The 17,712-nt window shown below is 46.5% G+C and carries 12 protein-coding genes; 5 read left to right on the top strand and 7 right to left on the bottom strand.

What is annotated here, in order from left to right:
- On the bottom strand, positions 1–1,366 hold a 1,366-nt coding region (locus tag J7J62_08525; GenBank protein ID MCD6125196.1), incomplete at its 3' end, for a carbon starvation protein A.
- Positions 1,367–1,520: 154 nt separating this feature from the next.
- Between J7J62_08525 and J7J62_08530 the strand changes: the two genes are divergently transcribed.
- The 4 genes from J7J62_08530 (at position 1,521) to J7J62_08545 (ending at position 9,423) form a co-directional block, all read left to right on the top strand.
- On the top strand, positions 1,521–1,826 hold the full coding sequence (locus tag J7J62_08530) for a DUF3467 domain-containing protein (GenBank protein MCD6125197.1): 306 nt from the start codon (positions 1,521–1,523) through the stop codon (positions 1,824–1,826).
- 38 nt (positions 1,827–1,864) lie between these two features.
- The gene (locus J7J62_08535) at positions 1,865–2,749 is read left to right on the top strand and encodes an arsenic efflux protein (GenBank protein ID MCD6125198.1); all 885 of its coding nucleotides are present in this window, start codon (positions 1,865–1,867) and stop codon (positions 2,747–2,749) included.
- A gap of 13 nt (positions 2,750–2,762) precedes the next feature.
- Positions 2,763–3,632 carry a dihydropteroate synthase gene (folP, locus tag J7J62_08540; protein ID MCD6125199.1) on the top strand — a complete coding sequence of 290 codons (870 nt, stop codon included), beginning with the start codon at positions 2,763–2,765 and terminating at the stop codon, positions 3,630–3,632.
- A gap of 178 nt (positions 3,633–3,810) precedes the next feature.
- The gene (locus J7J62_08545; GenBank protein MCD6125200.1) at positions 3,811–9,423 is read left to right on the top strand and encodes a hypothetical protein; all 5,613 of its coding nucleotides are present in this window, start codon (positions 3,811–3,813) and stop codon (positions 9,421–9,423) included.
- 99 nt (positions 9,424–9,522) lie between these two features.
- Here the strand turns inward: J7J62_08545 and hslU are convergent, their stop codons facing one another.
- Positions 9,523–10,842 carry an ATP-dependent protease ATPase subunit HslU gene (hslU, locus tag J7J62_08550; protein MCD6125201.1) on the bottom strand — a complete coding sequence of 440 codons (1,320 nt, stop codon included), beginning with the start codon at positions 10,840–10,842 and terminating at the stop codon, positions 9,523–9,525.
- A gap of 150 nt (positions 10,843–10,992) precedes the next feature.
- Between hslU and J7J62_08555 the strand changes: the two genes are divergently transcribed.
- A complete protein-coding gene (locus tag J7J62_08555; GenBank protein MCD6125202.1) occupies positions 10,993–11,367 on the top strand; it encodes a DUF5362 domain-containing protein in 375 nt (124 codons plus the stop codon).
- A 58-nt stretch (positions 11,368–11,425) separates the two neighbouring features.
- Here the strand turns inward: J7J62_08555 and holA are convergent, their stop codons facing one another.
- From holA to J7J62_08580, 5 genes are all read right to left on the bottom strand, one after another.
- Positions 11,426–12,421 (bottom strand): DNA polymerase III subunit delta, encoded by a 996-nt coding sequence (holA, locus tag J7J62_08560; GenBank protein ID MCD6125203.1) that lies wholly within the window; start codon positions 12,419–12,421, stop codon positions 11,426–11,428.
- Positions 12,418–13,137, bottom strand: a complete 720-nt coding sequence (locus tag J7J62_08565) for an FAD-dependent thymidylate synthase (GenBank protein ID MCD6125204.1) — start codon at positions 13,135–13,137, stop codon at positions 12,418–12,420. The genes holA and J7J62_08565 overlap by 4 nt, the downstream gene beginning before the upstream one ends.
- Positions 13,138–13,180: 43 nt before the next feature.
- On the bottom strand, positions 13,181–14,776 hold the full coding sequence (locus J7J62_08570; protein MCD6125205.1) for a CPBP family intramembrane metalloprotease: 1,596 nt from the start codon (positions 14,774–14,776) through the stop codon (positions 13,181–13,183).
- 31 nt (positions 14,777–14,807) lie between these two features.
- Positions 14,808–16,058 carry a 3-isopropylmalate dehydratase large subunit gene (locus J7J62_08575; GenBank protein MCD6125206.1) on the bottom strand — a complete coding sequence of 417 codons (1,251 nt, stop codon included), beginning with the start codon at positions 16,056–16,058 and terminating at the stop codon, positions 14,808–14,810.
- Positions 16,059–16,128: 70 nt separating this feature from the next.
- Positions 16,129–17,340: a hypothetical protein gene (locus J7J62_08580; GenBank protein MCD6125207.1), complete on the bottom strand. Its 1,212-nt coding sequence runs from the start codon at positions 17,338–17,340 to the stop codon at positions 16,129–16,131.
- Between the last annotated feature and the right edge of the window lie 372 nt (positions 17,341–17,712).

The raw sequence follows: 17,712 nt of genomic DNA on the forward strand, positions 1-17,712 counted from the left end.
CTCCAAATATGGGCCAGATAGACTGCCAAGCCCCAAGCGAAAGATAAAAGGCGAAAAGTATTATTATCGTGGTGCTGATGTATTTGCTTGAGATAAGCCTAAGCCCAAGACCCTCGCCGAAAAGCTCCTGCCCAACATAACGCGCTATTCTCGTCGCAGTGTCAAGAGTGGTCATTATGAAGGTCTTAAGCATCGTTATCCCGATGAGGAGACCGAATACCCCGAAAAGGGGTTTCACAATCTGCCCGTAACCTGTCCCGAATGTCTTTATCCAGTTTCCGCCTTTCATCAATTCGGGATATACCAAACCCTTCGGTCCACCGAGCCAATAAAGTCCAGCGGCAACACTCAGGGTGGCAAGTACTGCAAGAATGCTTTCTGTTATCATGGCGCCATAACCTATCTTCCTCGCGTCGCGCTCGCTGGCAAGTTGTTTCGATGTCGTGCCGCTCGAAACGAGAGAATGGAATCCAGATATAGCTCCACAGGCAACTATGACGAACATCATGGGCCACAGCCCGCCTTTCGACGAACTAAATGATATGTATGCTGGTGCATGTATCTGCGGATGGGTAAGGAAAAGACCAATGTATCCCGCCACAAGCCCAAAAAACAGAACGAACGCAGCAAGATAATCCCTTGGCTGAAGCAGAATGTTTACCGGTAGAACTGACGCTATGTAGGCGTAAACGAAAAGAACGAGCAGCCAGATATTAAACGAGTTCGGACCAAGATTAATGGGGTAATTGTAACCCAGAACGATAAGCCCAAAAAGCATCGCGATGCCTATTAATGTTACCACAGGAAGACTTAGTTTTAATTTATAAAGCAAAAACCCCACAATAACCGCTACAACAAATAATCCAAAGGTAGGTATCACCACCTCTGGCGTTGTGGATAGTGTTTTTGCAGCTGCGGCAGCGAAAACTGATATTACAAGAACCAGAGTAAGCCATATGAAAGCCGCAAAAATCATCTTGGCACGCCGCGACATCGTTACCTCACAAACATCAGCAATAGACTTACCGCCGGTCCTTAGCGATGCCACCAGAGCCGAAAAATCGTGAACACCGCCAAGAAGTATGGAACCCAAAACGAGCCACAACACGGTAGGAACCCATCCCCAGAGCATCGTGGCTATAACCGGTCCCAAAATCGGACCCGCTCCTGCTATCGATGAGAAATGATGACCAAAAAGCACAAGCCAGTGCTTTGCCGGGACATAATCGGTACCGTCGTATTTGCTCTCGGCCGGGGTTTCTCGTGAAGGGTCAATACCCCAGAGCCTCTCAAGCCGCCTTGAGTAGAAAATGTATCCGATAACTAATAAAGAAAAAGAGAACAAAACGGCCCAGAGTGAGTTCATTGTGCCTCCTTTGATTGAAAAAAATTTAACCCGAATTAGCGGATTTGTGAAGTAAAAATCAGCTGGCAAAGATACAAAGGATATGATTGACGAACTATAATTCTCTTGCCATAATCCCGACAATAACTACATTTGCTAAAAAAGGAGGTGAGACATGCCTAACGGTGGACCAATTCCCGGTAAACTTCAGATCGAGATTCCAGAGAATGTGTCCGAGGGAACATACTCTAATCTGGTGATAATAGCCCATTCACCGTCCGAGTTTGTGCTTGACTTTGTAAGGGCTGTGCCCGGTGTCCCCAAAGCGAAGGTTCAGGCAAGAATAATAATGACCCCAATTAATGTGAAGAACCTTATGAAAGCTCTCGAGGACAACATCAAAAAGTACGAGTCCAAATTTGGGGAGATAAAGGTAGCGGGCGAAAAAAGCGACAAAACCATCGGCTTCTCCATTGAATAACGAGCTAAATTGCCTCCTCTACCCATGTGGAGGGTAAAATGTCTTTGTGGCAATGGGTTAAACCAGTATTAATTCAGACCGCCATTATATCAGTAATAGTATTTTGCCTCTTCGTTCTCGTAGAGGTTCTCGTAATACGGTTCGGTCAGATTATTGAGAGAGCTTTCGTAAAAAGACGATGGGTACAGTATCTTGTTAGCTCACTGGCAGGTTCGGTGCCGGGCTGCACCGGGACATTCTTCATAGATGCCATGTACATGGCTGGTATAGCAAGCTTTGGTGCTATAGTGGCTGTCATGGTTTCAACATGCGGTGATGAGGCATTCGTGCTTCTAAGTCAGCTCGCAGTGTCAAACAGTATCAACATAAAAACGCTCTCTATGCTTTTTGGTTCCCTTTTTGTTCTGGGAATATTCGCCGGATGGCTCGCCGATACAGTGGCTAAAGCGATAAATCTTAGGGTTTGCGAAAAATGCTTGATAGAAAAGCACCCGGAAATAGACACAACTCACATAAGGCTTATACCGATTGGTCATTTCGTAAAAGAGCACATATGGGGTCATATAATAAAAAAGCACATGGTAAGTATCGTGTTCTGGATTTTCATCAGCCTGCTATTCGTCAAGTTCATAGGGCAATTCATATACATAGAACAAATAATAACGCATAACAAGTATATGCTTTTACTTGTGGCGGCAGTGGTAGGGATATTGCCGGTATCGGGACCAAACATTCTTTTCGTAACCTTGTTCGCGCAGGGGATATTACCGTTCTCAATAATGCTTACCAACTCGATAGTTCAGGATGGTCACGGACTACTGCCCATACTCGGCTTTTCCGTGGGAGATGCGCTCAAAATTAAAGTATTCAACCTCGCATTCGGACTTATTGTAGGCTTTATTCTTATGGCATTTGGCATTTGAGAAAGGGGGGCCAATGAGCCTCGAAATTTCGGGCACGCTACTTAAGAAAGCGCTCTCGGGATTATCAAGCGTGAAATTCATGGGAGTAGTCAATGTCACCCCGGACTCATTCTCAGATGGCGGCGAGTATTTCAACCCTGAGAAAGCAGTTAAGCATGCCATAGGTCTTCTCTCTCAAGGTGCCAATATAGTTGACATCGGCGGAGAGTCCACGCGCCCGGGAGCAGAACCTGTCCCACTTGAGGAGGAACTCGCGAGAACGATACCTGTAATAGAAAAAATCCGTTCTCAGATCCCCGATGCAGTCATATCCATAGATACTTATAAATCGGATGTTGCGCGAAAAGCTGTCGAAGCCGGCGCGAATTGGATTAATGACATTTCCGGCGGAACATTTTCTCCAGACATGTTCGAACTCGCGGCATCTTATAATGTTAAGATAGTGATATCCCACATCAAGGGCACACCGCGCGACATGCAGAAAAACCCTTACTACGACGATGTTCTGGATGAGGTTTACCGCTGGCTTTCAAGCCGCGCCGAGGAAGCATTGCGTGCAGGAGTTCCTGAGGAAAACATAATAATTGACCCCGGAATTGGATTTGGAAAACGATTTGAGGACAATCTCGCTCTATTGTGGGGCATACCAAAACTAAGAGAACTTGGATTTCCCGTACTTATTGGAACATCGAGGAAGTCTTTTATAGGGCACTATACCGACGAAAAAGACCCATCAAAGAGAGACCCCGGCTCATTTGTTACCTTCGTGTTCGCAGCGATGCTCGGAGCCGATATATTGCGGGTCCACGATGTTTCAGGCGCGATACAAGCTGTTAGGATAGCTAAAGCTCTTATTGAAAGCGGAGAAAAGTATATTTTCTGACAAAAAATCCAGAGATATATGCCTATCTTATCTCATTTAATTTCAAAAGGTTATAAACTTTTTCGCGAACTTGTCATCAATTATTTAAGGAAGGGAAAAGAATATTTGTTGAAAAGGCAATATTTTTATGTAAAATTAATACAAGGAAGCTAATCAATTTAGGAAAGGAGGGGGAGTTATGTCTAAGTTTCTCTCCGCTGCCATTATCATAATGGCAGTTTTAACCATCTCAACGGCAGGTGTCGTTGAAATTCCCCTCGACAGCAGTCAATCCAACATCACCAACGCTTACATTTTCGCATGGCGCGTGGCTACTGAAAACCAATGGATAAGAACGGGCAATGTCGACCCAAAACTCGGCTACGAATACGGCGAGCTGCCAATACTATGGATCGCGTCGGGTTCTATGAGAGGCTCATTCGTGTATCCTGACTCGATAACGAGAAACACTTTTACGGTAACATGGAACGGCTCATTCGACATCGATAGGGTAAACAGAGCTTATTCTATTTCCGTCCCCGGCTACAAAGCCATAGCCGTTCTTAAAAGCACAATCACAGACCCTTTAGGACAGTCCGTAACATGGGAGGCACCCTACTTCAGGAACATCCTGCAAAGGTTCGTTCCAGACCACCTTCCTGATTGGGCTTTTTATGTTTACGACTCATCGTTGGCATCATCCATAGACTGGCGCACGAGAGTGCTCGTTATACCATCATTCATAGAATACGGCATCGACGGCGGCGATTATATAAGAGATGTAGCAACCACATATCCATCACTCGCGACGGCAATACAGGACTTCCTCGAGGATGGTGGAATAGTCTACGCCGAGGGCAACGGTGGATACTTGCTCGAAGCGCTCGGATTAATTCCAGTCGGAACTGTCGACCTTACCGATAGGGTTAATGGTCCTATGCCCGACCAGATAGCCCCTGTCGCTGTTATCGACTCCTCGCACCCTCTTGGTTTCGTGTGGCAGTCAGGTGGCATATACACAGTCGGCGCACCAACGCTTTCGACGAGATATAATACCATTCTGACCTATACATCAGCCTGGGATTCTACCGATGTGGGTAAACCCGCAGCTATAGAGATAACTGGTCCGGATGCTCATGGCGGGAAGATTGTTTTGGTCGCGGGAATCCCCGCCGCCGGCGCAGTTCAAACATCAGACCATACGCAGTGGCTTTGGACCGCTAACGGCATACTTTACGGCTTCTGCCACAAAATGCTCCATCAGCGAAAAATCCACAGCCCCGTGGTGCTACCAGAATCAACGCATGTCGCACCCTTCGCCATTCCAGCTGATGACTCCGTTACCGTAACCATAACTGTCAGAATAAGGAACCTGTGGGACGAGAACCTCACCAATACGGTGGTCTACGAGTATAAAAATAGTTACCTCGACTATGTCGACTGCCCCAGCGGACCCTCACCGACGGTTTCCGGCAACACTATTTACTGGAACATTGGAACAGTAGCGCCCGGTGCTACTACCGTAATACAATACAGGCTTCGCACACCCCCTTACACGGACCCAAGAACCGGCACGCTGACGAGCGACTATCTTAGCGTCAGCACTGGAACTGCAAGGTTTTATGAGAGTAGCTGCAACCGCCGCGACATAGACTACCGTCACGACCTGTGGGCAAGAGTTCTTTTCAGTGCGCACATTATAGCCGATGCCGACCTGAATTGGAAAAACATTCTCGGCGAGTATTTCCAGCCGTTTAAGATTTTCTGTACCATGGAGAACAAAGAGCGCACATCTGCGCTCGAGACAAAGTATGTTCAGCTCGTGCCACTTGATGTTCCTATTTATTGGGTTGGTCCAAGCGAGATACCAATAATCCGCACACCGGGAGGAAGATTTGTCGATGTTCTCCGCGGAACCGCAGACTCAACGCCCGGATTCCCAACTACTGTCGAATATGACATTGACGGTGACGGTGACCCTGACGCATGGCTTGATTTCTCCACTATTCATCCACGACCCGATTCTGTTCAACTCGTTCAGGTTTACTGGTTCAATCCATGGAGCAACAGCTATGAGGACATAGACCACGATGGCATTCGCCCGGTTGACAGCGACGGCGATGGAGTTTTCGAGGTTACAGACCCCGGCGACCTTATAAGAGCCTGGCGCTTGGTGTGGAATGTAGGGCAGGTAGGTGGTCATCAGTGGTTTGACCCTTATGCAAGCTGGGAGCTATGGATTGACCCGCCACCGCTAATTGATATGGCTATCGGCGCCGCACATCACCTTGGACTCGACCCTGGCGACAGGCCACCCTCAGACACAGGCTACTATTACCCCAACTGGCGCTGGTGGATGGAAAGAGATGCATCTGATAATGTGGTTTTCGTAAGGATGATTAAGATGAGACACGGTTCATACGAGGGATTCAGATTTGTCGCTGACACGAGCTACAGACCCGCTCCCGGCGATACTATTGAAACTGACTGGGGCGTGATACCTTATCCAAGGCGCGCTTATATTGCAGTTTTGAACCTTGGTGGACACGAACCAACTATGACATCACCGTTCCCGCCGCCTGAGGATACGCTTTACGGCAAAATAACTTACAAGACAATATGGGGTCAGAGAAGAGTAGTGCCAATAAGGGTCAGCTATACATATTATGCGCCGCTTCCCAACCCGCTCCAGTTTGAGTATGTTAATCAGGTTTACAAGATTACTGACCCATCAACTGGCAGCGAACTACAGGCACTGCCCTCAAACGGAACAGCATACATAGACTTTAAAGTCACCGCTTCTACGGAATACACATACTACTGGATTGCTAATGTCGGTTACGACCTTGGAAGATTCTCGTATAACTATGCTGACCCGTGGGATAGAGGTTGGACGAGAACATCAATGACGCCCGACACTCTTGGCGACGGCGTTTTTGGCTATGTGGTGGTGACAATTCCGAAGGGAATAGGAAATTATAGTATCGACATACCGAGGAACTCTGACGGTAGCCCGGATTGGTCGAAGATTTTCCCGGAATATATCACACTTATCGACACCAATCCCCATGTTCCCACGGAGCCGTTTATGGTTGAATATCCGTTTAAGTACGAACTTTACTGCCCACAGATACTTATACCGCCTGCTCTCGATGATGATAATGGAGATGGCGTGGATGACTGGCGCGACGACTACGGCGACAGATTCGTTTCCCGCACGGGCTATCTTCACGACAGGTTCCCACCCGGGAATGGCGAGGATGCGGAGGCTATTTTCGCGACCAATCCATGGGATACGAGCGTTACTATTGAGGGTGAACTTGCGCGCCCACATGTTGGTTGGTGTCCCGGCGCCGACTCAACTTATGGTGACGATGTTCCAGAAAAACTTGGCGAGACTCATCTTTCGTTGCGCGTTATATGGCACGGAAACGGCAAAGAGGGACCAGTTAAGATTAACGAAGGCGCTGTATTGGTTAACGAGGAAATATTCGGCGGCTCGCCGTGGGTACAATGGTCTCATGCTCTATTCGCCGAAGCCAAGGGACATCACATATACATCTCAAGAAATGTGACCCCCACGGTTGTGTCGCTTTATCCGGACACCATTTACCTTCGTTACAGGATTCGCGATTATAACGAGCCTCACAGATTCGATGCCGCCTTTGACCCGTGGGTCAACTCAGCCGGTGACGGCGCTATAAATGTTACTGTTCAAGTAGGTGGAAGAGACCCGTTCTCTCTGTTCTCGCCCGACCTTATAACTCATGCGCGCGTGGACCCAACACGCGACGAAAGAATATTTACCGCTTTGCCCTGGGCTGCCTCACTGCCCGATTCCCACTTCCTCCGCGAAGCTGGTTATCCTAAAACCGACACAGGTGCGGTTTTCACGATGATAGTCGAGGTGGACAATGGTAGTGGCGACATATGGGATAGCATCACATTCGTGCCTGACCTAAGCTCACTCGGCGCTACATATCCCGTCCTGTGGTATTCAGCGTATCCGAGACCGTTCGTGCCGGCTCATCTGGACGAAACTACAGGCGAATGGATTCCCGGCGACGACCCGCGTACGATGAGAGCTGGCTGGCGGTTCAATCCTTCGGAACACGAGATGTTGTTCAGAATAGGCAACCCGGACTACTCAGCCATGATACCTGAGGTCCAGAGCTCAAGAAGGGTTTACTTCATATATCACTTCGTCGTCGACCCCAACTTGCCTATCGGAGTTTACGACATACCATTCACTGTTAGAGCAAAAGTTCGCAGTTATGACGAGCCATACGGCAGCGGAATGTGGACATCATTCACAGTTCCTGGAGCAAAATTCGCCGTCGTTAGATGGAGCGGAAACAACAGACCTAAATTCGTTATAGCTCCTGCGCGGCTTATTGAGTTCCAGGATACGCTTCAAAGCTATATAACAGTTCCTACGCCCGTTCAGGCAAAGTGGACATACGGTTACCCTCAGCCGGAGCGCTTCGACACAGCTTACTCTCCCATGACCGGTTCGTTTAGCGGGAATGTGCTTTCCATAAGTATTCCGACAGAACTTGTTAGTTTCCCTGGCGAAGACCACAACTACTTCTGGTTCATGGTTAAAGCCGTCGTGGACGCGCCCTTCGGGACCGATAGGCTTCTGGTTTCAACTCATCCGCTTATTCGCTACAACGACTGGCTTGGACGCGAGCGACAGGGGCGTGGATGGTCTTACTACATTGCTGCCCAGGGTCCCTCACTTATACCGCTTAAGGAGATTACCGAAGTTAACGGCACTCCAGTCGGTGAGGATGGTCAATTCACTTTGAGGCAGGGCGACAACGAGCTTGTAGTTACGATAAACGCTGGAAACATTGGCAATGACCTCGCTGCAGACCCCGTGTTAATACTCGAGATAGGCAGGGATGCGCAGTTCAGCGAGCTTCTCGCAAGTTACGAACACGAATTCGACCCGACGACAAAGAAGCTAACGATTCACCTTCCCGATGTGGCGCCGGGTCAGAAGTTGGCTGTGCCAGTTAAGCTGTCTGTTCCCACGACAGAAATCCATAGGACGCTTGAGCTTTGCTACGCTGCTCTATCCAAGTTCTATGGTCCATACGAGGGTCTAGAACGAATCACAAGCGAGACTCGCGAAAGGTTCGTCGAGATAGACCCCGAAACGCTCTACTACGGTGCTAATATGGCTGTAACCCAAAGTGATATCGCCATAACCCCTGAGTCATTCGGATTGGGCGACGAGATAACCATAAATGCTACGATTCACTACAGCGGCAACATGAAGGTCGATAACATTCCGGTAAGGCTCATTACAATGGATGGCACACCGGTGGGAGACGACCAGATAATAAGCACACTTTCGCCGTCAGGAGACAGCGTAGCAACAGTATCCTTCCCGTTCATTGTGACTGAGTATTATCAAAAGCTTTTCGTGCTTGTTGACCCTGACTCAACCATAGGCGAAATAACCGAAACCGACAATGTAGCCAAAGTTGAGGTCATAGTTGGCAAAGGGAACCCTCTTATAGATGTGATGAACTACCCCAACCCGTTCAAGAATTATACCGAGTTCATATACACGTTGCTAAGGCCAATGAAGTCGGTTAAGATTGAGGTTTACACACTGCGCGGAAGATTGGTCGCAACATTCGACGGTCCCACGACACCGGGCTATCATTCACTCGGCTGGGATGGAAACGACAAATCCGGTGACGGAATAGCCAACGGAAGCTATGTGTATAAAGTTATCGCCACCGACGATGAGGGCAAGAAGTATGAGGTTCGCTCGGTGGTGGTAAGGATGCAATAGGACAAAAAACATAGCACCGAACATATTTCCACTACTTTTTGTGCATATGGTGGGCTGGGCCGGTGGCGTTAGTGCCGCCGGCTTTTTTAATCCATGCCGTTACAATATGAATTTCATCAAATCCTCGTCCCCAACTATGTGACCCAGCTTTTTTCTGACCATGGCTTTGGTTATTTTAATTTTCGCGGGGGCGATATCGGGCGCATCGAACAATATGTCCTCAAGAAGTAAGCTCATAGATGTGTGAAGTCTTCGGGCACCTATGTCCTCGGTTCGCTGGTTTATTTCGTAGGCTATTTTGGCTATCTCCTCTATCGCGCCATCAGTAAATGTGAGCTCTATGCCCTCGGTAGCGAGTATAGCTTGATATTGTTTTATCAAAGAGTTCTCTGGTTCGGAGAGGATTCTTTTAAAATCATCTGCACTAAGCGGTGAAAGCTCTACTCTTATGGGCAGCCTTCCTTGAAGCTCTGGGATAAGATCCGATGGGCTTGAGTTGGTGAATGCACCCGCAGCTATGAAAAGTATATGGTCTGTCCTTACAACGCCGTATTTGGTTACTACCGTGGTGCCCTCAACCAGCGGGAGCAAATCGCGCTGAACGCCCTCTCGGGAAACATCAGGTCCCACGCCACCTCTGGAACCAACTATTTTGTCTATCTCGTCTATGAAAACAATCCCTGCTTCTTGGGCGCGAATTTTGGCTATGCTTACCACTTTATCCATATCGAGAAGCTTTTCTATCTCCTCCTGAAGAAGCTGATTTTTTGCTTCAGCAATGGTCATCCGTCGCGTCTTTTTCTTCCTGCCCATTATGTCACTAAGCATGTCCTGGAAGTTTATGCCTATTTCCTCAAGCCCCGCCTGCGATATAACTTCGATACTTTGGAAGGGAGGTACGCTAACTTTTACTTCTATCTCTTTGTCGTCGAGCAAACCGGCTTCAAGTTGTTCTTCGAGTTTTCTTCTCGTTCTGCTGTAGCTCTCGAGATTGGTCGCGGTGGATGGTCTTGGCAAAAGTGCATCGAGAATTCTTTCTTTAACATTTTGCCGAGCCTTAGCTTCGACTTTAGCTGCCTGCTCACTTTTAACCATGTCAACGGCTACCTGAACAAGTTCCCTTATCATACTGTCCACATCCCTTCCAACATAACCTACCTCGGTGAACTTGGATGCCTCTACTTTAACGAACGGTGCACCAGCGAGTTTAGCGAGCCTGCGCGAAATCTCCGTTTTCCCGACCCCTGTAGGACCGACCATGAGAATGTTATTTGGCTTTATCTCCTCGCGAATGTCCCCCTTAACCCGCATTCTGCGCCAGCGGTTTCTAAGAGCTATTGCTACTGCGCGCTTGGCATTGTCCTGACCTATAACATATTTGTCGAGTTCCGAGACTATCTGGCGTGGTGTTAACTGCATTGCGCGAAGCAAGACCTCATCCTCGTATATCGCATCCATAACCTTCCTCCTCGGCAAAATCAAAGTAATATAAGTTCGTTATTTTCATTTGCAACACGCTTGAATCTATTTATGTTATAAAAACGATAAATTCACAAGCAAGGAGGTAACATGGAACTTCAAGATCAAGTTTGGGAGCAACTTGTGGTTTCTGCGACCAAGTCCAAAGGCTGGATGAAATTTTTAGGAATCATCATGATAATTTCCGGTGCGTTAACTGCTATATCTATAGTAGGAATCCTTTGGGCGTGGATTTACATCTGGCTCGGCATACTTCTTCTTCAGGCTGGCAACAAGGCGACCGAACTTCTGGCAAGCAAATCTCCTGAGAATCTGGTGGAATATCAAAGCAAGCTATCGTCATTTTTCCAGATAACGGGGATTCTTACCATAGTAGCCCTTGGACTCGCCGTTATAGCACTTATAATCGCGAGTATAATGGGATTCTCAATGTTTAACATGCCTCAGATGTGGCAGACTTACTAATAGTGCGCTTGGCAACAACATTCGCTCTTGCCCCGCCTTTGCGGGGCTTTTTTGTGGCTTAACGCGTGGAAAGCACTTTTTCTATGGTGCCCAAAGCCCATACTATTGCAGTTTTCTCGTCCGCGCTGCCCGATTTCACTAACATGTCGGCTTCGTGAAGAATCTTCAAAGCAGAGAAGAGGTGTTCAATGTCTATCCTTCGCGCTGAACGGACAAGTCTTTCGGCAAGAAAGGCTCTTCTACCAAGTTTTTCGCCAAGTTTACCCGGTGAAACTTTCGCCCAGATCATGTCGCCCAAACCCCTGCGAATCCAAGAAAGAATTACCGCATATGTTTCACCGAAGGACATCAATTCGGTGGCAAGTTTTGTTGCTTTTCTAAAATCGAGCTCGATGAACGCATTAGAAAACTGAAAGATATGGGCTGACCTGCTGTGGCTCACGACATCCTCGACATCACCAACATCTATTCGCTCGCTCTCAACATAGGACACCAGTTTTTCTATCTCGGAGCGAATGTCAAGAAGCGAGACGCCAGCTTTCTCGACAAGATTATTCGCTGCTTTTGGAGTAATCTTTTTCTTGTTTCGCATCACAAAGAAGTACACCCATTCAAGCATCTCCCGCTGATTCGGCATCGGAAAGTCAAATATCTGAAAAAGTTTTGCGATGTTTTTCCCGGTTTTCGTTCTTCTGTCGGGCGGGTTTTTCGACTCAGCAAGTAACACAGTCGTTTTTGGAAAGTCCATGCTGGCGAGTTTTGAGATGAATCTCTGTTCGTTGGCACGGGAAGGTTCGAATGCACGGAGTATAACAATTCTCCTGTCCCCCATAACAGGAAATGTAACCAACGAATTTATTATCGCGAAAATATCGGGTTTATCGTCCATCCAGAATGTCTCGAGGTTAAAGTCCTCAAAGCCTGCAACAGAACGCTTAAAACCTCGCAAAAGCACCTCTTTCATGTACTGACACTCGCCTGCAAAAAGGAATCTTATGGGCGGAGACTGTGACATAACCTGCTTGTAAAATTGTATAAATTCCCTGGGTGTCATTTCCCCTCACCGATAACCTCGCTTTTTGATGGCATCAATCCACAACTCTTCTCCTCGGGACAGTAGCCAAGAATAATGCATTTGGGCTGAAGGTAGTCCGCAAGTCCTGAAAGCTCGGGGACTTTTTTTATCTCAGCCTTAACCTTAACGAAAAGTTCCCGTATCTCCCATTGAGCTCTGGTGCATAGTCTGACCTGGCAAACAGTATAAAGTTCTCTGAAATTCATCGTCATAACGAGATTCGTCATCGTCGCATTGGGCAGAACGAATCTCGCATCCTCCTTTGGTATCCCAAGTTCGACGAGTTTTTCATAGGTAAGCTTCGCGGTATCAAGGAACTTCTCGAATATTGCCCTCGCCTCATCGTTTCCTCTTATGGTCGGCGGGATAACAAAATTTCTCTCCTTAAGTTTGACATACCGCTGCGATTGTTGTGAATAACTCGCTATTCTGTGCCTTACGAGCTGGTGTGAGCATGCTCGCGAGCAACCCTCGATGGAAAATGTAAAGTTTATATGCTCCAGAACTGACATGTGACCTGATGCAATGACTCTATCCAGAAGTGAGTGCATCCTGTCGCGGGTGATAGCTGGTTCTGAATCGCCTTTAGCTCTGCTCCATATCGAAGCTGGTCCCTCGGACGAATAACAGGTCCGCGCAGCCGTAAAAGCTGTCTCAATAGGCTTGGGAGTGTAATTTATAAGTTTGACTATCATAAACAAAATTTAGCGCTAAAAGACAAATTTTCATAGGTAAAATTTATGTCTCCGAAGAAGCATCATCGGCAATGAGAAACTCGGGTTTCTTCGTTCGCGTTAATCTACTCAAAAAAAGCGGTGATAGTGCCACAAAAATGACCAGCAAAGCAAAGGGATTGCGAAGGTAAGCGAGGATTATCGCCATAAGGGCAGCGTCGAGGGAAAAGTGTGCTATAACTGCTGCAAAGAATCCGTAATAATATAGGGTCAGGGCGAGTATCACTCCATCAAGGAAAAACAAAAAAGTTTGCGGAGTTAGTCTGCCGAATGTGTGGAAGACAGCCCATATAAGCGCAGATAGCGCCACGGCGACCCATACTTTCCGCATAAGCTTGAAAAGCGAGTTTATCGTGAAAAACCGAAACATCGCCTCCTCCGAAAGCGCAGCTGAAAGCGCCATGAAAAACGAGAAAACCACAGGTGAAAAGGCATTGGCAAGCTTTGTAACATAGAAGCTCTCACCCACCCCAAGATTCAGCCTCGAATAAACCGCAGTAGCAAAAATCGATAATCCTAAAAGCCCAAAACCCGCCACATAGCCTTTTATAGCGTTAGGGCTCGTGAATTTTGACAAAAGAGATTTGTCATGGTCTTGCGCGAATTCAACTAAGAATCCAGCTTTCTGTCCCGCCCAAAGCGCAGCGACTGCCATTACTGTTTGAGCCGCTATTCTAAAGAGCAAATATGGAATATCGATGCCAAAAATATCGCTAAAAGTCCTGATTTCGGCGCCAAACAGTGCTGCCATAAAAGTGCTTGCCACAACCAGAAAACCATATTTTGTGAAAATCCTAAAATTTTTGATCTCGCGAACCTCCCCCGTTAACGCAACGAGAAACAAAAGTAAAATCACGAAGACTACTGTGAAAAAGGCGGAGAAACTCTCCTCGGATGGTCTTACAGCGGAAACCTCAATGCTATCTGCGGCGCGAAGGTAAGTCAGGCCATTAGTGCAAAAGCCTATCTCAAGCTTGTATAAACTTATCCGACCACTAACGATTGATATTAGCCGCCTCAAGCAAATCTCGCTGTCCGCGGAGATAGGTTTCTCCCAGATAAATGTGCTCTCCGTAACCTCTTTACTTTCATTTATCAAAACTCCGACAGATTCAAATCCATGCTCAGTATCACCTATAGCCTCGAAGAACCGAGATATGAGAGTTTTGTTGTTATGATGTTTTAACGTTATGGTTTTGGTGCCAGAAAGTGGCTTTTTCTCGTTGACTGTTGCTTGAAAACGGATTATTCGCGCGTAAACTGCATCAACGAGCACTTCTCCCGTAGAACCATCGTGCCAGACTATTTTCCAGGTGAAGGGCGAAATATCAAATTTTCCGGCAAGCTCACTGACCGAATCGCTGGGAAAATAAATTCTTAAAGCATTGTAGATTTTATTCTCCACAAGGCGTGGCTTCTCAAACTTTGAATCGATGGGGTAAGTGAATCTCAGCGCATCAAGTGCCTTTGATATGGCTTGCTTTCGAGTTATGAGCGTATTTCTAATATCCGAAGGTCTGAAAATCAGGAACGAAACGACTATCCCGGCGATTCCAAGAAACAAGCAAAATCGAGCGAAACGGTCTTTCCTATTCGCCATAAAGTTTAGTCTTGTTTATCACCACTCATGGTCAGGGCAACCACAATTTCCCTTTTGCTGCTGCTAATGCAGCGGTTACGGGGCTTGCAAGGTATGTTTGTCCCGCGCCCTGCTTTCCTCTGAAGTTACGGTTTCCAGTCGATACTTGCACCTCACCGGTTCCCGTCATTCCTATCTGTCCCTGAGCACAACCTGCGCATGCTGGATGCGATACTATAGCGCCTGCCTCAAAAAGTGCCCTGAACTTGCTTGAAAGCAGAAGTTCTCCTGTTACACGCCTCGTCGCAGGAACCACCTTCATCGTTATCCCCTCAGCTATTCCTTCAGTGCTTATGATGTCCGCCGCAGCGGAAATGTCCTCGAACCTACCGTTAGTGCAGCTTCCAATGAAAACAGTGTCTATCTTGGTCCCTGCCAGTTCTTTCACAGTGTGAACATTATCAGGAGAATAGGGAGCCGCTATAAGAGGTTCAAGCTCAGTTATATTAAGCGTTATTTCGTCTTCGTATTTGGCATCGAGGTCTGCATGTATAGGCTCGAATTCCCATCTCGGCGGAGAAAGCTTGGAAAGCTCGTCGAGAAGGGCTTTGGTGGGGGGTATTATGATGGATATAAGCGCCATCTCTGTAGCCATAGATGCTACCGTTATTCTTCCTGCGAGCGAGAGGGAATCTATATAATCCCCGTAAAGTTCGGCCACTCTTCCGAGAAGACCGTGTGAGCCAAATTTTTTAAGCATAAATAGCACGAAGTCTTTTGGGGTTACGAGTTCGTTTTTCGGAAAGCCTTCAACATTAATTCTTACCGTTGGCGGCACCTCGAACCACACTTTCCCTGTCGCGAACGCGAATGCGATATCTCTGTCGCCCATTCCCTGTCCGAACGCGCCTATAGCACCCATTATGTTGTAATGGCTGTCGGTCCCTACGACTGTCATCCCCGGTCTCACCCAGCCCTCCTCAATAAGCACATGGCTGCCTATTCCGTGTCCGGCATCGTAAAGCGGTATTCCAAATTTTCTCGCGAACTGTCTTACTTTTTGCTGATTTTCTGCGTATTGAATGTTATTCGCCGGCGAAACGGTATCGAATGTAAAAACAGTCCGCTCCGGGTCGATAACCGGGGTGTTGGGGAAATATTTTTCGAGATTTTTTACGACATTAGGACCGCCGAAATCGCGCGCGCTGCGGACATCTACGAAAATCCATACCACATCACCCGGGGATACTGAGGTTTTGCCGCTTTTTGCTGCGAAAATCTTCTCGATGATAGTCTGCCCCACCTTTGCCTCCTTTTTTGTGAAATATAAGTTTAATTGAAAGGCAGGAAAAACATTTTGTTAAACCAACCGCTCATCTCACCAAAACCACCTTCCCGACTATTTTCCCGCTTCCAGCCCTAAGCAGGTAAACGCCGTTAGGTAGCCCCTCGGGCAGGGGAAGGATTATTTTGTCGCCATCTTTTGGCTCGACTTGCCAGCGGTGGACGGTGCGGCCAGTGAGGTCGAGGAGGGAGAAGGATTTGTAAGTTGCTTTAACGGGGCAAAAAAGCAGAATAGCATCATTTAGAAGCGAAACATAGGATTTAATATTATTTTCAGACTCTAAGCTCACCACTTTTGATAAGTTGAGATCAATAGGACTTATGGAAAGAGACGGAAGTCTGCAAATTGTGTCAATAGTATATATGTGATGATGATTAACTAAATCATACAATATCGTGCGATCTGCTATCATATATGGATGGGCAGTTGCCCAGTATGATAAACTCAAAACTGCATATTTACCGTCCTGAGTTACGGCCATGTTTGATATGCCAAGAAATGAGCCCTGATAAATTTCTTCGGAGTCAACAGTGTCTATGTAGGTTCTGTCGAATATATTGTACATAAAAATACCTATCTTATCCGATGCGTCGGAATACAGAAAAGGAATGTAAACAATAGAATCATTATTAGAAAAAGCTATTATGTTAGGAAATAAATCCCCTGCTAATAGTGGCATAGAGCCTATCATATCGGTAAATGACACAGTGTCTGAAGGATGATATAAGTTTATTATATCTATTTTATAGCGCCATCTACCGCTTGTCAAACTTGTTTGTTTAGGAGCGACTAAAAATCCTTTCTTTGATAGGTAGAAACTATTAGATGAATCCTCTATAAACCATAAAGAGTCAAAAGACCGATCATATAGCATAAAAAGATAAGGGCGCTCGAATTCGCAAAGAAATAGCCAGAACCTCCCGTCATAAGTTACGCCAGCTAATTCCCTAAAAACAGTATCAGAAAAAACAACTGAATCAACTATGCGACTGAAATCAGGGGGTGGGAGGAAGTAAATCTTTTGATTTATTGAATCCGGTGTAACACAAACTAATGTGTCACCATGAATGAAATCAAGCCAACAGACAAATCCAGAAGCTATTGGTTCAAAGGTTCTCGTTCTGTATACCCCAATTAGTGTATCTGTGCTTGTTACTATTGGCAGACCACAGAAAAATTCGCCACTTGGACTCCAATTTATTAATGGATGAATTCCTTCAAAACAAAGAGATTCGGACATAGAAGGTATATTATAGAAGCAAGCATAAGTTTCACTAAGTCCCATATAAGAACAGCCAGAGAAAGATAAAATCCAACCATTAGTATTGGATAGCGCAATTAATACCAATATCGAAATAATTATCTTTGAGGATAAACAATATGACTTTAGCATTTTTACTAGAACCACTTTTCTTTCCCCCCTTACATAATCTTCTCATAGAACCAAATATTCTGCTTTTAAGACATAAATATTTTTTATATACTTAACACACTAATGTCCACACCCACAAAATCTATCATTACCTCTTAACAAAATTCTATTGCTCATAAATACCCCGTCAAGCATTTTCTCAGACACCAAAAAATCCTCATTGACAACCACCGCGTTCTC

The sequence above is a fragment of the bacterium genome (assembly GCA_021159335.1).
In the GTDB taxonomy this organism is placed as follows: domain Bacteria; phylum UBP14; class UBA6098; order B30-G16; family B30-G16; genus JAGGRZ01.

Bases quoted from the DNA above. Each gene is read 5' to 3' on its own strand.
- J7J62_08530 (MCD6125197.1), top strand. From the start codon at position 1,521: ATGCCTAACGGTGGACCAATTCCCGGTAAACTTCAGATCGAGATTCCA.
- J7J62_08535 (MCD6125198.1), top strand. From the start codon at position 1,865: ATGTCTTTGTGGCAATGGGTTAAACCAGTATTAATTCAGACCGCCATT.
- folP (MCD6125199.1), top strand. From the start codon at position 2,763: ATGAGCCTCGAAATTTCGGGCACGCTACTTAAGAAAGCGCTCTCGGGA.
- J7J62_08545 (MCD6125200.1), top strand. From the start codon at position 3,811: ATGTCTAAGTTTCTCTCCGCTGCCATTATCATAATGGCAGTTTTAACC.
- hslU (MCD6125201.1), bottom strand. From the start codon at position 10,842: ATGCAGTTAACACCACGCCAGATAGTCTCGGAACTCGACAAATATGTT.
- J7J62_08555 (MCD6125202.1), top strand. From the start codon at position 10,993: ATGGAACTTCAAGATCAAGTTTGGGAGCAACTTGTGGTTTCTGCGACC.
- holA (MCD6125203.1), bottom strand. From the start codon at position 12,421: ATGACACCCAGGGAATTTATACAATTTTACAAGCAGGTTATGTCACAG.
- J7J62_08565 (MCD6125204.1), bottom strand. From the start codon at position 13,137: ATGATAGTCAAACTTATAAATTACACTCCCAAGCCTATTGAGACAGCT.
- J7J62_08570 (MCD6125205.1), bottom strand. From the start codon at position 14,776: ATGGCGAATAGGAAAGACCGTTTCGCTCGATTTTGCTTGTTTCTTGGA.
- J7J62_08580 (MCD6125207.1), bottom strand. From the start codon at position 17,340: ATGTCCGAATCTCTTTGTTTTGAAGGAATTCATCCATTAATAAATTGG.